The sequence below is a fragment of the Paraburkholderia ferrariae NBRC 106233 genome (genome assembly GCF_000685035.1).
GTDB classification, from domain to species: Bacteria; Pseudomonadota; Gammaproteobacteria; order Burkholderiales; family Burkholderiaceae; genus Paraburkholderia; species Paraburkholderia ferrariae.
Genome location: NZ_BAYB01000027.1, coordinates 104,793 through 121,178 on the forward strand (window position 1 = coordinate 104,793; position 16,386 = coordinate 121,178).

The following is a 16,386-nucleotide window of genomic DNA, read 5'->3' on the forward strand; positions in this document are numbered from 1 at the left end:
ATGCGACCTCCCGCCTTCCGTCTCACGCGCGCTGCGCGAAATCCGCCGTTACAAGCGCAACCGCGCCGGCTTTGGCATATCTGCTAACGTAATGACTGAAAGCGCAACGATCGACCGGCCATCCCCCTACAAGGAGAAATAACGATGCGCAAGCTTGTCGGCACCATGCTGGCCGGCCTCGCCGTGGGCCTTGCGGCTTCGCCGCCGGCCCAGGCCCAGAGCCAGGCTTTCACCAGCACGACCGTGAATCTCTATGCCGGGCCCGCGGGCGACTATCCCGTCGTCGCGCAGGTGCCGGGCGGCGTCTCGCTCGCGGTGATGGGCTGCGTGGCGGGCTATAGCTGGTGCGATGTCAGCATGCCGGGGCTGCGCGGCTGGGTGTACGGCGGCTACCTGACCTACCCGTACCAGGGCAGCAGCGTGCCGCTCCTCGCCTACGGCGCACGGATCGGCCTGCCGGTTGTCACGTTCTCGATCGGCGCGTACTGGGGCAGCTACTATCGCGACCGGCCCTGGTACGGCAACCAGTCGCACTGGATGCGGCACCCGCCGCCCAGACCCGCTCCGCCGCCGCGGCCCGGACCGAGGCCGCCGGGGCATGGCGGCAAGCCGCCGCCCGGCGGCGGCCATGGGCACAACGGCGGGCGGCCGCCGGGTGGAGGACCGGGCGCGGGTTCTGGCGGGCGGCCGCCGCCTAATGCCGGTCCGGGCGGACGGCCGCCCACCGCCCAACCGGGGCCGGGCGGTGGGCGACCACCGGGCGGCAGTCACGGAGGCCGGCCGCCGGGTGGCGGTGGGGGCGGCGGCGGTGGAAGGCCGCCCGGCGGCGGTGGCCAGGGTGGCGGAGGGGGCGGCGGCGGTCCGCGTCCGCCGGGCGGAGGCTGACCGCCTCGATGTACGCCACCAGTGCGTCCCATGCGGACGGGACGCACTGGCCGTCATCGAAAACGATCTGAAGCGCGCGCCCTAGAAGCGATAGCCGATACCGCCCAGGATCACGTCGGTGTCGCGGCTGTAGCGCGTCACCACGCGGTTCCACGTCACGCGCGCAGCCCAGTGCCGCGTGAAGCGCCAGGACGCCGAGACCGACACGAGGCCCGAAAGTATCCCGTCGCCCGTCGGGCGATCCTCCCCATCCTTGCCGTGGTGAATAGCCGCGTACAGACCCGCGCCGAAACCAAGCGTGAGTTTGTCGTCGAGGAATGCGCGCGTGAGCCATAGCTGCGCCGTCCCGCCATCGCGCCGCGCGCTCACGCCGTTGCCCTCGTGGAGATAGCCGATCGTCGCATCGACGAAATGCCAGAGCCCGCGGCGATATTCGATCGACTCCGCCGCCGAAGTCTGCGACTGCAGGCTGTTGAGTATCGTCTCGCCCGCCATCAGCGTGATTTCGTTGTGGGTCACGTCGTGCGTGCGCGGCAACGCCCAGTCGCGCGGGCCGGGCGAATCCGGCGCATCGAGTTGATAGCCGATGCCGAGCAGCACCGCGGTTGTCGAGGGACCGCTGTCCACCACCACGCGGTTCACCTGCAGGTTCGCGGTCAAACGGTCCGACGCATACCAGGTCGCTCGTGCGCTATACGCGACACCCCAGCCGTGCGTGTTCGAGTAGCCGAGGCCCTGCGCCGCGGCCTCCGTGTCGAAGTACCGGTAGGGCCCCACGCCGAGCGCCAGCACGATGCGCCGCTGGGCGAGCGGCAGGCGCGCCCAGGCCTGAATCGTCTGGCCGTCGCGGTGATGATCAGGAATGTGACCTTCATTGAGCCACGAGATGCTGCCCGCGAAGTACTCGCCGAACCCCTCCGTGTAATCCATTTGCCACGAATAGGTGTGGTGGGTGCCGCTCTTCAGTCCGCCACCGTAAAGCGTGAATTCCTGCGCGCGCAACGAGCCCGAGCCCACCGAAAACGCCGCGGCGGCGAGGGCCAATGTCCAGTTTCCCTTCATCGTTTTTCGAAGCCTCTCGATAGAGGCGCGGCGCGCCGCCTGGCCGCGACCTGCAATAGCAGATACCCCGGCGGTCTATCTGCCGGGAATCGCAAAAAATAGTCTCGTAATCGAGCTGGAACAGCTTAGCGTGAAGGCGTGTCAGGCGCTCTGGCTGGACGTTTACGTGGCGTTACAGACAGGCGGCACGTCCGTCCCGCGCAATGTCCCGCCAATACGGCGATTGGCAGCCGCCACGCCATCGATAAGCAATCCTTAATGACATGAATTGAAAAAAATGCCGCACTTTCATGCGGCACTTTTTGACAGGATTTGCGCCCTTGGCGCGGGCCATGCCGGGTTTCGTTACACGGTTGTAACGGGCGCAGCGTCTGGGATAAATGACCTTCGGCCTTTCCTGCTGCGCCGTTATCCGCCCTCGTCGCCCAGCGTGAGTCGCTTGAGCAACGCCTGCCCCCGGGAAGTGAGCCGCAGTGCCGGATCGCCCTCCAGCGAATCCATTTCGACGAGTTGATACCGCTGCAAGGCGAGAAAATCGGAATCGATCGCCTGAATCGGCGCGCTGGCATCGCGGATCAATAAAAGTGCCGCAAGTTCGTGATGACTGAGCATTGAATCTCTCCTGTCAACCGGAAACCAGGGCTCGTGCCCCTGCTCCGGTCCCATGCAAGATGGTTGCTGTTCAGAAATCCCCGTGCCAAACAGCATAGCCGCGCAAACGTACAGTTTTGCTACAGCCGTGTTTCTCCGCGTTACGCGCGCATGTGCCCTTAAAAGCTTCAAGGTGCGCGAGGCGATGATTCGGGATTTTCCCTACATTTCTTATATCAATCGGATTCCTGACTTTTCAGCGGCGCAAACAAAATGACAAACCTGCCAGCTTGACCGCGCCAGGCAACGGGCTTACTGCATGTGCATGCCGCCATTTATCGCAATATCCGGTCATGCCCGCGTCGCACAGGCGCCGGCTGATCGCTTCTCCCAGCCCGCCCATGCCGCCCGTCACGAACGCCACGCGCCTAGCGGCCATGGTGTTCTCCGTGCTCATGGCCGAGCGCCTCGTCCGTGGTACCCGGGGTGCCGCTCTCCCCGCTGGGCGCCTGACTCGATGCCCCGCCGCTGACACCGTCGCCGCCCCCATAAGCACGCCCCACGGCGCGCTCGAACGCGGCCATCCATTCGCGCATGGGCAGCGCGGACGGCGTATTGGTGCCGGGCTGAAGCCCCGACAGCGAATCGTGCCACTCCTGCGTGAGATCGCGTGCCGTGTCGGCCCAGGCGCCCGCGCCTTGCATGGCGGCGGTGACGCCCGCCTGCCAGAGCGCGGCGCTCGCGCTGAAGTAGTCGCGCAGCACCGACTGGCTGGCCGTCGAAAAATCGCTCCAGTCGCGCGCGTCGCGCAGCGTCTCCAGCGTGCCTTCGAGCGCAGCGCGATCGCGGGCAAGGCGCCGCTGCTGCAGTTCCAGGACCTGTTCACGCCACTGCTCGCCCTGCGCGAACAGCTTGATCGCTGCCGAAGCGTTGAGGCGGTACGCATCGAATGACGGATTGGAAACGGTAGCCATGTTCAGGATCCTCTCGATCTCAAGACGGCGTCGCCCGGCGCGCTGCCGGCCGCCCGGCCGTTAAGGGGGGCGGCAGTCGCGACGATGCGCAGCGGATGAAGGTGGCCTGCAAGCCGCGAATGCGGCAGCGCAGTGGTGATGACCGGGAGCGCGGCACGCCGAAGGCAGCCGGCTCCCTTAATCATCATAGGCAGGAAGATTGGCTATCGCGTGACGGGTGTACAGCCAGGCGCTGATCCAGGTCATCTATCGCGATACGGGCGGGCGCGGCCGCCTCCCCGAAAGGCCGGCCCGCGCCGGATCCTTCACAAAACGCTTCACGAAATACGCAAGAGCGAAACGCCGGGCGCCGCGCCTCACTCGGCCGCCGCATCCTCGCTGCGCACGAGCATCACCGGCCGGTCGGCCGCGCGCAGGTACGACTCCGCCACGCTGCCCAGCAGCAGCCTTTTCATGCCGGAGAGGCCACGCGTGCCCATTACGACGAGATCGACCTCCTCTTCCGCGGCGATCCGGTAGATCACCGCGGCGATTTCCTCGCCGTTCGAATCGGCAGCGCGCGTGCCGCCGTCCACGCCCGCTTGCGCGAACACCGTCCTCGCTTCCTCGAGCGCGGCGGTTGCGGCGTCGATCTCCGCGGAATGGCGGGTCTGCTCTTCGGCGAATCCCGAGCTGATGTCCACGAGCCGGGCCGGATGCTGCACGACGCACAGCGCCTCCACGTGGGCGCCGGTCGCCTTTGCGATCTTCACGGCCTCGTCGAGCGCGCGGCGGCCGCTGCGGCTGCCGTCGATCGCCACCAGAATCTGCTTGTACATCGTTAACATCGTTACCTCCCCGGGCGACGCCCATGATGCGCGGCGGCCCTCGTGCGCCAGCATTCGTCCGCACACATGCAGGACGCCGCGCGCGACGGCCAGCCAGCCGTTGCAGAAAGCGCGAACCGCAAAAGCGTCGCGCCATGAGACTACTGTCTCACTATCCCCCTGTATTGGGGTGCGGATGCGGCAGACCGTCAGTGCGGCACGTTGCCACAAAGTGCCGATGCACGGCCTGCGCCCCATCGCACCCCATCGCGCTCCATCGCCCCGAACGCGCTCAGCGCATCGTCAGCACCGCGGCGCCCGTGAGGCGGCCCTCGCGCAGATCGGCGAGCGCTTCGTTCGCGCGAGCGAGTGGATAGGGTGTGGTATCGATTTCGAGCGTGTGCCGGGCGGCGATCGCCATGAACGCGGCGCCGTCGTCGCGCGTGAGGTTCGCCACGGAGACGATGCTGCGCTCTTCCCACAGCCACGCGTAGGGGAACGCCGGAATGTCGCTCATGTGGATGCCGCCGCACACCACCTTGCCGCCCTTCGTCACCGCGCGCAGCGCAGCGGGCACGAGTGCGCCGACCGGCGCGAACAGCAGCGCGGCGTCGAGCGCATCGGGCGGGGTTTCGTCGCTGCCGCCCGCCCATACCGCCCCCAGACGCCGCGCGAACTGCTGCGCCGCGGCATCGCCGGGACGGGTGAAGGCATACACGATACGGCCCTGATGCCGCGCGATCTGCGCCACGATATGCGCCGCCGCGCCGAAGCCGTAGATGCCGATGCGCTCGGCATCGCCCGCCATGACGAGCGTGCGGTAGCCGATCAGGCCGGCGCAGAGTAGCGGCGCCGCGGCGACGTCGCTGTACTGGCGCGGCAGATGGAAGCAATAGCGGGCGTCGGCGACCGTGCGCTGCGCGTAGCCGCCGTCGAGCGTGTAGCCGGTGAAGCCGGGCGCGTCGCACAGGTTTTCGCGGCCGCGCAGGCAGTAGCGGCAGTGGCCGCAGGTATGGCCGAGCCACGGCACGCCCACGCGGTCGCCGCGCGCGAAACCCGTGACCCCGCGCCCGAGCGCCGCCACCGTCCCGACGATCTCATGCCCCGGAATGACCGGTTTCTTCGGATGCCGAAGATCGCCGTCGACAACATGAAGATCGGTGCGGCATACGCCGCACGCATGCACGTCGAGGAGCATTTCGCCCTCGCCCGGCTCGGGGTCGGGCAGATCGACTTCGCGCAACAACGGACTCGTGCCGTCGAACAGCATTGCTCGCATGGCCTGGCTCCTGGTGCGGCGCACCGTGCCCGAAAGTGGGCGCGGCGCCCCTATGGGCCGTGATATCGACCATGTTACGCGGTCGCCGCGCGCACCGCGTCCTGCGTGCCGTCCGCTGTGTCAGTGGCCCCGGCCGAACACGCGGGCGAATGCGGTCACGAACGTGTCCAGCCGGTCGGACGCGAGGCAGTTGATTCCTGCCGCGCCCACCCGGCCGTTGCCGCCCGGGAAAGCGCGGCAAAGCTCGTCCGCGCCGCGCGGGCTCGCGAGCGGCGCGCGCACGCTCACCGCGTAGCTGCCGTCCGCGTTCTCGGTCAGCACGGCGTGCGCGCGCGTGGGTTCCTCGTTGGCGAGCGCGTTGCCGAACACGCCCCGCACGCGCCGCGCCCAGGGCGCATCGGGCAGCACGACCACGCTGCCGTACTGGAGCGCGATCAGCGGCGTCACCGCCTGGGCAAGCGCGAGATCCTCGCGGCGGCATTCGCCGAGCCGCTGAACGAGCGGCTCGGCGGCGATGAAGTCGAAGGGGTTGGCGTAGGGTTTGAGCGTCTCGTAGAGCGCCTGCGGGGCAATCAGCAGATCCGACACCTCGTCGCCATAGGCGTTGTAGTTGATCGACTCGCCCAGTTCGCGCAGTTGCGTGGACTGCGCCTCGTCCAGACCCGCCTGCCGCGCGAGGGCAGCGGCGGTGCCGCTCAGATTGTCGCCCCATGCGGCCGCAATCGCCCAGGCGCGGTAGCGGCCCTGCAGATGGCGGTCGACCAGCACGCTCGTGCAGACCTCCGAAGTCGTGTCGATATGGGCGATGAGATTGACGGTCTGCGGCAGGTCGCCGGCATAGTGATGGTCGAAGTATTCGACCCGCACGCCCCGGTCGAGCAGTTTCACGAGCGCGTCGCGATTGGAATCGAACGAGATGTCGAGCACCGTCAGCGTGTCGCCGGGCTGGGCGGGAACGCGCGCGACAAGCGCCGTGTCGCGCTTCACGCCGGTGACGAGCGTCGCCTCGAGCGGGCGCGCGAGACGAAGCTGATGCAGCGCGCAAATGCCATCTGCGTCGCCGTTGAATACGTCGAAATGCGCCATGTCCTGTCTGGTTGTCCGTGCGTCAAACTCGACAGTATCGCGCACGGGAGCCAGCAGGACAAAAAGCGCACGTTGCCGCGCCCGGGGAAATCCCCGGACGCGGCAGGAAATGGACGAGGAGCGACGGACGACAGACGACAGACGGAAGCGTCAGCGCGGATGCGCCGTTGCAAGCCCGGTTTGCAAGGCCGCGCGCCGGGCCGGCGCCACCACCATCCGCCCCCCCCCCCGGTATCAGCGCACGACGATGGGCCGCACCACGGGCCAGCGCAGCGTGGAAGCGACCGGAAAACGCGGCTTCCGACCGGCCGGCGCCCGCCAGGCCTGCATGCGTGCGCTCATGGCAGCGCACAGCGCGCCCCCTTCGGCGCCGTAGAGGATCGCCATGGCCTGCTGGACGAGACCGGCCTCGAACCAGCCCTTGAAGCGCCGGTGGCAGGTGCGGAAATCGGGATACTGGTCGGGCAACCCGGACCAGGCCGAGCCGGTCCACAGCACCCAGTGTATGGCGCCGAACACGGCGCGCGGGCTGTGCGCAGGCCGGCCACGGAGAGGGACGCCAGGACGCCCCGCGCGAAACAGCGATTCGACGCTGCGCCACTGCTCGTCGGTCAAGGTCGGGCTGGGGCGAAAGGAAATTTGATGACTCATGGCACTCTCTCTGGCTTCACCCTCCCAAAGTACCGTGCAGGCCGCAGCAAAAATATCAGACAAGGACTAAAAACGGCCCCCGGCGCCCAAGCCTCCCCATGCGCCCCTACCCCGGACTTCCGTCCGGCGCCGCCCGCGCCGGCGCGCTACACTGCCGCTTTCCCGTTCCCAGGGGCGCACTCCGATGAAGCCCTTCCCCGTTTCCCGCATTCGCGTCGGCATCGGCGGCTGGATCTATCCGGACTGGCGCGGCGCGTTCTATCCCGACGGCCTCGCCCAGCGGCGCGAACTCGAATATGCGAGCCGTCACCTCACGACCATCGAGATCAACAGCACCTACTACGGCGCCCAGCGGCCCGAGAGCTTTGCCCGCTGGCGCGACGAAACCCCCGACGATTTCGTGTTCGCCGTGAAAGCGCCGCGCTTCGCGATGAACCGGCGCGTGCTGGCCGAAGCCGGTCCGACGATCGAGCGGTTTCTCACGGGAGGCGTGCTGCGGCTCGGCGCAAAGCTCGGCCCGATCAACTGGCAGCTCACGCCGGGCAAACGGTTCGATCCCGAGGATTACGCGCGCTTTCTGGAACTGCTGCCCACCGAAGCGGAAGGCGTGCCCTTGCGGCACGCACTGGAGGTGCGCGACGCGAGCTTCTGCGCCCCGGAATTCGTCGAGCTGGCGCGCCATCACGCGGCGGCAATCGTGGTGTCCGGCGATTCGGACTACACCCAGATCGCCGATGCCAGCGCGCCGTTCGTCTACGCGCGCATCATGGGAACCCGCGAAAACGAGCCGCTCGGTTATTCCGCAGGAGAGCTCGACCAATGGGCCGAGCGCGCGCGCATCTGGGCCGGCGGCGGCACGCCCGGCGATCTGGCGACGTTCGGCAAGCCGCTCGCCGCCAAGGCGGGCCGCGATGTCTTCCTGTATGTGATCAGCGGCTACAAGACGCGCAACCCCGCCGCCGCGATGGCGCTGACCGAGCGGCTGAACGCTTCGTAACGGCGCCGCGCCGCGCTTTTAGCGCCGCTGCTCGGTGCGCCACAGATAGCCGATCACCGCGCGCCTGACGCGCGCTTCCAGCGCGTCGGCATCGGTTTCGCCACGCTCGCCGGCGGCATCGACCATGCCGTGAACCATGGCGAACACATCGTGCGCAGCGGTTTCGCGGTCGTCCAGTTGAGGCGCATCGGCAAGCCCCAGCGCGCGGAGCACCGCCGCATGAACGCGTTCGCCCACGCGCGCGTCGCGTTCGTCGAGCGGCAGGCGGCGCTCCTCGAAATCGAGCACGCGGGCGAGCGCCGGGCGGCGCATCTGGTAGATCACCGCCGCGTGCACCATGGCGAGCAGGCCGGCCTCGCAGGTCGGCGCCCCGACCGCCGCTTCGATGTCCTCCAAGAGCGACACGCTCTCGCGCTCGATGAGCGCGGCCGTCAGCGCGTCGCGATTCGGAAAGTACTGGTAGAGGGAACCGACGCTCACCCCGGCGCGTTCGGCGACCGCGTTCGTCGTATAGCCGGGCAGCCCGGACGTTTCGAGGATGCGGGCGGCCGCTTCGAGAATCGCCTCGACGGTGGCCGCCGCGCGGCGCTGCGTGGGTTGCTTGCGCGCGTCGAGCGGAATCGCCTGGCGGCGCGGACTGCGTTTCGTCGTGGTCATGGTCGTGGTCATGGTCGCGGTCGTGGCTTGGGGTTGTGGCCTTGGGTCGTGCCCTTGAATGCCGGCAAGGATATGAGCAATCGCTCGTATTCTACACCGGCATCCGGCCTGGCTATCCCGTGCAACCCTTCAAGACCACCGCGCGCAGGCTCGCGCGCGCCCGGCGCATTCAACCATGCTCAGATCTGCCGGCGCATCTCCGCCGCGGGCAGCTTCATCATCTGGCGATACTTCGTGACCGTGCGGCGTGCCACCTGCACGCCCTGCTTTTCGAGTTCTTGCGTGAGCACCACGTCCGAGAGCGGATCGCGCGGGTTCTCCGCGTCGATCATCTCCTTGATGAGCGCGCGCACCGCCGCCGCCGAGCAGGTGCCGCCCGTGCGCGTCTCCAGCTCGCGCGGGAAGAAGCGCTTGAACTCGAAGATGCCGCGCGGCGTGGCCATGTACTTGTTGCCGGTCGCACGCGAAACCGTGGATTCGTGCAGGCCGAGTTCTTCGGCCACATCGCGCAGCAGCATCGGCCGCAGCGCAATTTCGCCGTACTGAAAGAACGCCTTCTGGCGCGCGACGATGCACTCGCCCACGCGCAGGATGGTCTCGCAGCGCTTGTGCGCGTTGCGGATCAGCCAGCGCGCTTCCTGCAACTGCTGCGCGAGCGGCGAGCGGCTCGTCTCCCCCGAGCGCGCGAACATTTCCGCATAGAGCTGGTGGATGCGCGCGCGCGGTTCGATGGCCGGATTCACGCTCACCACCCACTTGCCGCGCACCTGGCGCACGATCACGTCGGGCACGACGTAGCCGCCGTCCGCGCGGCCATAGTGGTTGCCGGGCTTCGGATCGAGCCGGCGCACGAGCGCACAGGCGCTCTGCAGCGAAGCCGCGTCGCAGCCCAGTTGCCGTTGCAGTTCGCCGTTCTCGCGGCGCGCCAGCCGTTCGAGATGCTGCATGACGATCTGATGCGCGAGATCGCGGTGCGGCGTGTCCTCCGGCATGGCCTCGAGCTGTAGCGCGAGACACTCGGAGAGCGAGCGCGCGCCAATGCCGGGCCGATCGAGCGTCTGGACCACGCGCAGCGCTATGCGCAGCCGGTCTTCGTCGAGCATCCCGTCCATGCCCTCGACATCGGCGAGGTCGGCAAGCTCCTGGCGCAGATAACCGTCGTCGTCGAGGGCTTCGATCACCACCTGGGCAGCGGCGCGGTCGCGGTCGTCGAGCGGCGAAAGGCGCAGCGTTTCGTGCAGTTGCTCGCGCAACGACATCGGCACGCGCACCCAGTCGGCGGCTTCCGATTCGCCGTCGTCGGTGCCGCGATAGCTCGAAGCGCGCAGCGACCCGGAGGCAGGCATGTCGGCGGTGTAGGCCGCCGGTTCGGACGTCATCGCGCCATCGTCCATGGCGCTGTCGCCCATGCTCGCGCCGGCGGGTTCGGCAAGCGATTCGGTCGAGGCATTCGCGGCCACCGAGCCGATGCCCGCCGCCTCGCCCTCGGCCGCTTCGGCGCCCTCGCCGTTTTCCGAGGCGGGCGACGCGTATTCGAGGAACGGATTGGTATCGAGTGCTTCGCGTAGCTCCTGCTGGAACTCCAGCGACGATAGCTGCAGGAGGCGCACCGCCTGCTGCAGGCGCGGCGTCAGGGCAATTTGCTGGCGCGCGTGTAACGCAATGGAAGGCATGGCGGGTCCTGTTCGAGAGATAGGAATGTGGGTGCCATCACGCAACACTCATGCCAGTTTTTACAACTCACTGTTTTGAAACAGGATCGGCGCTTGCTCGGCGCGCGGCGAGACCGGTGGCCACGGCTTCGGCACGGGCGTTTTTACAATCGTCCGGAAAATATGCGCGGCTCTTCTTCACTCGCCGTGCGGACTCGCAAGGCTTGCCAGCGCGCGTTTCGCCGCCCCGGCTACGCCCCTCGCCGCTGCGATCGCCGACGTCTTGCGCACTGCGGCACAGCACTTGCGAGACCGCAGCATCGACACAACCAGAAAAGGAGAAGCCACCATGAAGCGCATCCTGACTCTCAAGACCGCGGCCGGTATTGCCTGCATGACCTTCGCCCTCGCCGCTACGGCGCAGACCGACACGAACGGCTCGACCGCTCCGGCGGCCAGTTCCGAAACCGTGGGCCAGCACGTTGACGACGCAACCATCACGACCAAGGTCAAGGCCGATCTGCTCTCCGCGAACAACGTGAAGTCCACGCACATTCACGTGAAGACGCGCAAGGGCATCGTGTCGCTCACCGGTACGGTGCCGACCGCCGAGGATCGCGACAACGCGAAGCAGGTCGCGGAGAACGTCTCGGGCGTGACCTCGGTGAAGAATCACCTGAAGGTCGTGGCCGAATAACGCTGCTTGAGGTTCGACTCCAGGGCGGGCGAACCTCGCCCGCCCTGGTCAACTACCGCGGCACGCAAATCGTCGCGCAAATGGGCCGCAATCACCCGCGGCTCGAATCGGGCAACGGCTCGCGCCGCCGGTCGCCCTGGCGCGCCAGCATCCCGCCCGGATATTCGGCGGCCAGGCGGCTCGCGTCGTCGAGCACCGCCAGTTCCTCCTCCGAGAGCTTCACCCGCGTAGCCGCCACGTTGTCGTCGAGTTGATCGGCCCGTTTCGCGCCGATGATCACCGACGTCGCCACGTCCTGATGCAGCAGCCACGCCAGCGCGATCTGCGCGACCGACACACCCTTTTTCTCCGCAATCGCGCGCATCGCATCGATGCGGTCCCACGCGCGCGCGGTTCCTCGCGGTTCACCGGCGGGAAGTCGAAGGTCGTGCGGCGGTTGCCGGGCCGGGTCTGGCGGTTTGTATCGTGGACGTCGTCCGTTTTGAGCGACGTAACGATGCGCCGCCCGATCCCGATTTACCTCAAATACAGAAGACTCTTGATAACGGGGATACGGGGAAATAATCCAGCACGCATTAAATGTGTGGCGTAAATCATCAAATATCGTCAGATATACATAAGTTCAGATTTGTCCGATGGTGATTTGAGAATCGATCTGGTAGTCTCGCCCACCAAACGCTTAAAAAATCGCATAGCGGCTCCCAATCTGCCGCTATGGCCGTATGTCGTCGCAAAACAATTGGAAAACGCTCCGCGTCGCGCGGGGCTTCACTCTGCATTACGTGTACAAGCAATGAATAACCGTTGTTACCGGCTTGTTTTTAACAAGCTCAGGGGTATGCTGGTCGCCGTTTCCGAAACGGCCATCGCTCAGAGAAAATCAGGCCACGGAGAAACCGGGCCGTCGTCCGCGTTCCAGCCGATTACGCTTTTCGCCATGCGCCACGTGGTATTTGCCGCGCTCGCGCTTTTCGGGCTGGTTCCTGCACTCTCCGAGGCGCAGATCGTACCGTCCGGCGCGCACGCGCCAAACGTCATTAATACGGCGAACGGACTCCCGCAGGTAAATATCACCAAGCCGTCCGGGGCTGGCGTATCGCTTAACACGTATTCACAATTCGACGTGGGATCGGGCGGTACGGTATTGAACAACTCGCCCGTCATAACGAACAGTCAACTCGCGGGGCAGATCAGTGGCAATCCGAATTTCGGGCCGAATAACGCCGCGAAGATTATCGTCAATCAGGTCAATAGTAACAATCCCTCCCTACTTCGAGGTTACGTCGAGGTCGCAGGTGCAAAAACTGCCGCCGTCGTGATTGCAAATTCCTCCGGACTTGTGGTAGACGGCGGCGGCTTTATCAATACGTCGAAAGGTATTTTAACGACGGGCAATCCGGTTATCGACGGGAGCGGTAATCTCACCGGTTTTAACGTCACCCAGGGCTCCATTACTGTTCAGGGCGCAGGCCTGAACGCCTCGAATATCGACGAGGTGGACCTCCTGTCGCGCGCAGTGCAGGCTAACGCGGCCATTTACGGCAATACGTTGCACGTCGTAACCGGTTCGAACAGCATCGACTACGCGAGCCTCGATCCGACGCCCATAGCGGGTAGTGGCGCGGCTCCGGGAGTCTCTATCGACGTCTCGCAGCTCGGCGGCATGTACGCGAACCGCATCATCCTGGTGGGCAACGAGAACGGCGTGGGGGTCGCGAATGCCGGGACGATCGCGGCCCAGGCGGGAGATTTGACGCTAACGGCCGCGGGCCAGCTTGTGCAGTCGGGCAAGATGACCGCGAATGGAAACGTCAGCATCAACGCGGCAGGTGTCTCGAACTCGGGGACTATCTACGGCGAACACAATAGCACGATCAATTCGTCAGGTTTGCTAACGAATAGCGGGACCGTTGCCTCACTACAAGATACGGCGATAATTGCGGGCAGCGTGGCCTCTACCGGGCTCCTCGGCGCGGGTATCAACGCGGACAGTACGCTCGGCACCAGCGGTAATCTCTCGGTTACGTCGGCGGGGTTGCTCTCGGCGACGGGGCAGACTGTCGCCCCGGGGACCGTGACGCTCTATGGCGTGACGCTTGACCTCTCGGGCGCGCAGCTCTCGGCGGGCAATGCACTCGCCCTTACCGCGACCGGCGGCAATCTCGGCCTCTCGGGCGCGAACGCGACGGCAGGTACCACCTTGACGGCGAACGCCGCCGGTACGTTCGATTCGAGTAACGCGAAGCTCGGCAGCGGCGCGGCGATGCAACTCTCGGGCGCACAGATCACCAACGCGGGCGGTCAGGCCGTCGCGGGGACGACCCTGAACGTCCAGACGGCGGGCGCGCTCGACAACCAGCAGGGCATTCTCCAGGCCGCCGGGCAAGAGACCATCGGGGCCGGTTCCGTCGACAATACTGCGGGCAAGATTCTCTCGCTCAACGCCGACGGGCTGACCGTCAACGCGAGCGGCGCGCTCGTCAATGGCGCGGGCGGTGTCATTGGCGGCAACGGGAACGTCGGACTTTCGGCGGGCTCGATCTCGAACGCGGGCCAGGTTTCGGCGCTCGGTAACGCTGCGCTCACCGCGCAGACCATCAGCAACGACGGCGGCTCGGCGAGCGCTGGCGGAACGCTCTCGGCCCTGGCGAGCGGCGCGCTCTCGAACGTCGGCGGCCAGTTCTCCGCGACCGACGTCTCGGTCTCCGGGGCCTCGATAGACAACGCCTCGGGTCAGATCGACGGGTCGCAGGTCAGCGTTTCGACACCTGGCGATCTTCTCAACCGTAACGGGACGATCCAGCAGTCGGGGACCGCCGACCAGACGATTAGCGCGGGCGGTATGCTTGACGATACCGGCGGCACCATCGCAACGAACGCGCAGAATTTGACTGTTACCGGCGCGAACATCGCGAACGACAACGGCAAGATTCAGCACGCGGGTACGGGTACCCTCGACGTCGCGGCCACGAACGCGATTTCGAACGCAAACGGCTCAATCGGCACGAACGGCGCGCTCAACGAAACCGCCGCGAGCCTCGCAAATCAGGGCAAAATTCTGGCCGTCGGCAATGCGACGCTCAAGAATACGACCCTCGACAATCACGCGGGCTCGGTCCTCTCGGGCGGTGCGCTCAACGCGCAGACGAGCGGCGCGGTGAACAACGAAGGCGGTACGCTTGACGGCGCAACGACCTCGGTTTCCGGTTCATCCATCGACAATAGCAACGGCGGCCAGATCGCCGGTGCGACCGTCGCCGTGTCGACGCCAGGCGACCTGAACAACAACGGCGGGACGATCCAGCAATCGGGCACGACGGACCAGACGATCAGCGCGGGCGGTGCATTCGAAAATGCGGGCGGTACGGTTGCCTCGAACGCGACGAACCTGACGCTCGGCGGGACCCGTATCGACAACGACGGGGGCAACGTCAATCACGCCGGGACCGGTGCGCTCGTTATGAGTACGCCGGGTGCGCTCTCGAACGTCGCGGGCCAGATTGCAACGAATGGCGCGCTGACCTCTCAATCGGCGAGCCTCGACGATACCGGCGGCGCGCTTTCTGCGCAGCAGAGCACAAACATTAGCACGACGAACGGTATCGTCAACGCGAACGGCGGCCAGCTCTACGGCAAGACTGGCCTGACCGCGACGATACAAGGCGATTTCAACAACGCGGACGGCTCCGCACAATCTGGCGGCAATGTCGCCATCACGGCCGGCGGCGCGGTCGGGAACGCGAACGGCGTGATTTCCGCGAACGGCGCGGCGGGCACGCTCGCGGTAACCGCTTCGAGCGTCGACAATACCTCTGGAGTCCTGACGAATTCGGGATCGGGGCAGACCACGGTTTCCGCCGCGACGGAGGTCAGGAATACCGGCGGTGTCATGGGTGGTAACGGCGACGTCGAGGTCGACGCGCAGACGCTTGAGAACAATGCGAACGCGCAGCTCGTCGCCGGAGGCGCGGCGAACCTCAACGTCACGAACCAGGTCGACAACACGAACGGTCTCGCGTATGGCGGTACGGCGCCAACCTCAATCAGGCAGGCGTCGCGCTGGTCAACGATAACGGGAAAATCGAGGGCGGTCAGGACGTCTCGCTTCAGGTCGCGTCCATGTCCAACGCGGGGGGCGCGGTCAATGCAAACCGCGACATCGGCATGAGCGGCTCGCTCTCGGGCGGCGGCTCAATGACGGCGGGTCGTGACCTCTCGGTGACGCTGCCGGGCGACTATACCAACGACGGCACCTCGTCGTTTCACGCCGACAACAACCTGACGTTCACGTTGCCGGGGACACTGACGAACAATGCGCCGCTTGAGGCGGGCAATGCACTGACCGTCAATGCCGGTAACGTCGTCAACGGCGCAAACGCCGACATGAATTCGGCAACGACGACCGTCAACGCGACGAACGATATCAACAACGCGGGCGTCATCGAGGGCGACAACGTCACGACGAAGAGTTCGACGCTCGAAAATACCGGCGCGCTGATCGGCAACAACGTCGTCGTCAATGCGGGCGATGTCACCAACGACGGCGCGCAGGCGCTGATCGCCGGGGCGACGTTCGTCGGTATCTATGCGGTCAATTCGCTGACGAACGCAGACGGCGCGCTCATCTATAGCGGCGGGAACATGGAACTCGCGCGCGACAATGCGCGCGACTCGACGGGGTTGCTCGCGGACCAGACCGGCACGATTACGAACAGCGGGTCGACGATCGAGGCGGCAGGCAATATCGACGCCGCCGCGACGACGCTCAATAACGACCGTACGGGCGTCCAGACCCAGGCGGGTACGCCCGTTACGACGACCGGCTCGACGTTGACGTTGTGGACGGCAGGTATTTCAATTACCGATCTCGGGTACTACGTCAGCGTGGACTATCCGCAGTGGAACATGACAGCCGGTGGCTTTGGTGCCGCATCGGTTCAGGCGCTGTCGAAGCCGATTACGGTTACGCTCCCTGCGTCCCAGGTCACGAATATCAACTCGACGAGCGAGACGTTTTCGCTGACGACGCCGCTGACTGATACGTACTAT

At 66.2% G+C, this 16,386-nt stretch carries 14 protein-coding genes and 1 pseudogene; 4 read left to right on the forward strand and 11 right to left on the reverse strand.

Annotated elements, in window-relative coordinates:
• Positions 1 to 144: 144 nt before the first annotated feature.
• Positions 145 to 885, forward strand: a complete 741-nt coding sequence (locus BFE01S_RS25850; protein WP_028227999.1) for an SH3 domain-containing protein — start codon at positions 145 to 147, stop codon at positions 883 to 885.
• Between the two features lie 81 nt (positions 886 to 966).
• On the opposite strand, the gene BFE01S_RS25855 is transcribed toward BFE01S_RS25850, so the two are convergent.
• The 8 genes and pseudogenes from BFE01S_RS25855 to BFE01S_RS40210 all read right to left on the reverse strand — a co-directional run bounded on the left by BFE01S_RS25855 (position 967) and on the right by BFE01S_RS40210 (position 7,334).
• Positions 967 to 1,947: a hypothetical protein gene (locus tag BFE01S_RS25855; RefSeq protein ID WP_028228000.1), complete on the reverse strand. Its 981-nt coding sequence runs from the start codon at positions 1,945 to 1,947 to the stop codon at positions 967 to 969.
• A gap of 408 nt (positions 1,948 to 2,355) precedes the next feature.
• Positions 2,356 to 2,559: a hypothetical protein gene (locus tag BFE01S_RS25860; RefSeq protein ID WP_028228001.1), complete on the reverse strand. Its 204-nt coding sequence runs from the start codon at positions 2,557 to 2,559 to the stop codon at positions 2,356 to 2,358.
• Positions 2,560 to 2,890: 331 nt separating this feature from the next.
• Positions 2,891 to 2,977: pseudogene (locus tag BFE01S_RS44575) on the reverse strand (beta-ketoacyl-ACP reductase); the annotation flags it as partial.
• A complete protein-coding gene (locus BFE01S_RS25865; protein WP_028228002.1) occupies positions 2,967 to 3,512 on the reverse strand; it encodes a hypothetical protein in 546 nt (181 codons plus the stop codon). The pseudogene BFE01S_RS44575 and the gene BFE01S_RS25865, both read right to left, overlap by 11 nt.
• A 356-nt stretch (positions 3,513 to 3,868) precedes the next feature.
• Positions 3,869 to 4,330, reverse strand: a complete 462-nt coding sequence (locus tag BFE01S_RS25870) for a universal stress protein (RefSeq protein WP_028228003.1) — start codon at positions 4,328 to 4,330, stop codon at positions 3,869 to 3,871.
• 280 nt (positions 4,331 to 4,610) lie between these two features.
• On the reverse strand, positions 4,611 to 5,597 hold the full coding sequence (locus BFE01S_RS25875; protein ID WP_028228004.1) for a zinc-dependent alcohol dehydrogenase family protein: 987 nt from the start codon (positions 5,595 to 5,597) through the stop codon (positions 4,611 to 4,613).
• 120 nt (positions 5,598 to 5,717) lie between these two features.
• On the reverse strand, positions 5,718 to 6,683 hold the full coding sequence (locus tag BFE01S_RS25880) for a hypothetical protein (RefSeq protein WP_028228005.1): 966 nt from the start codon (positions 6,681 to 6,683) through the stop codon (positions 5,718 to 5,720).
• Between the two features lie 234 nt (positions 6,684 to 6,917).
• On the reverse strand, positions 6,918 to 7,334 hold the full coding sequence (locus BFE01S_RS40210) for a transposase (RefSeq protein ID WP_084170162.1): 417 nt from the start codon (positions 7,332 to 7,334) through the stop codon (positions 6,918 to 6,920).
• A 184-nt stretch (positions 7,335 to 7,518) separates the two neighbouring features.
• On the opposite strand from BFE01S_RS40210, the gene BFE01S_RS25890 reads away from it, so the two are divergent.
• On the forward strand, positions 7,519 to 8,331 hold the full coding sequence (locus tag BFE01S_RS25890) for a DUF72 domain-containing protein (RefSeq protein ID WP_028228006.1): 813 nt from the start codon (positions 7,519 to 7,521) through the stop codon (positions 8,329 to 8,331).
• An 18-nt stretch (positions 8,332 to 8,349) separates the two neighbouring features.
• On the opposite strand, the gene BFE01S_RS25895 is transcribed toward BFE01S_RS25890, so the two are convergent.
• Positions 8,350 to 9,000, reverse strand: coding sequence for a TetR/AcrR family transcriptional regulator (locus BFE01S_RS25895; protein ID WP_245621197.1), 651 nt, complete (start codon positions 8,998 to 9,000; stop codon positions 8,350 to 8,352).
• Between the two features lie 167 nt (positions 9,001 to 9,167).
• Positions 9,168 to 10,661, reverse strand: a complete 1,494-nt coding sequence (locus tag BFE01S_RS25900) for an RNA polymerase factor sigma-54 (RefSeq protein ID WP_028228008.1) — start codon at positions 10,659 to 10,661, stop codon at positions 9,168 to 9,170.
• A gap of 328 nt (positions 10,662 to 10,989) precedes the next feature.
• Between BFE01S_RS25900 and BFE01S_RS25905 the strand changes: the two genes are divergently transcribed.
• On the forward strand, positions 10,990 to 11,337 hold the full coding sequence (locus BFE01S_RS25905; RefSeq protein WP_028228009.1) for a BON domain-containing protein: 348 nt from the start codon (positions 10,990 to 10,992) through the stop codon (positions 11,335 to 11,337).
• Positions 11,338 to 11,428: 91 nt separating this feature from the next.
• Here BFE01S_RS25905 and BFE01S_RS43400 read toward each other — a convergent pair whose 3' ends face one another.
• Positions 11,429 to 11,947 (reverse strand): aldo/keto reductase, encoded by a 519-nt coding sequence (locus BFE01S_RS43400; RefSeq protein WP_084170163.1) that lies wholly within the window; start codon positions 11,945 to 11,947, stop codon positions 11,429 to 11,431.
• Positions 11,948 to 12,274: 327 nt separating this feature from the next.
• Here BFE01S_RS43400 and BFE01S_RS45975 point away from each other — a divergent pair, with 327 nt between their 5' ends.
• Positions 12,275 to 15,505: a two-partner secretion domain-containing protein gene (locus BFE01S_RS45975; protein ID WP_407668248.1), complete on the forward strand. Its 3,231-nt coding sequence runs from the start codon at positions 12,275 to 12,277 to the stop codon at positions 15,503 to 15,505.
• The last annotated feature ends 881 nt before the right edge of the window (positions 15,506 to 16,386 follow it).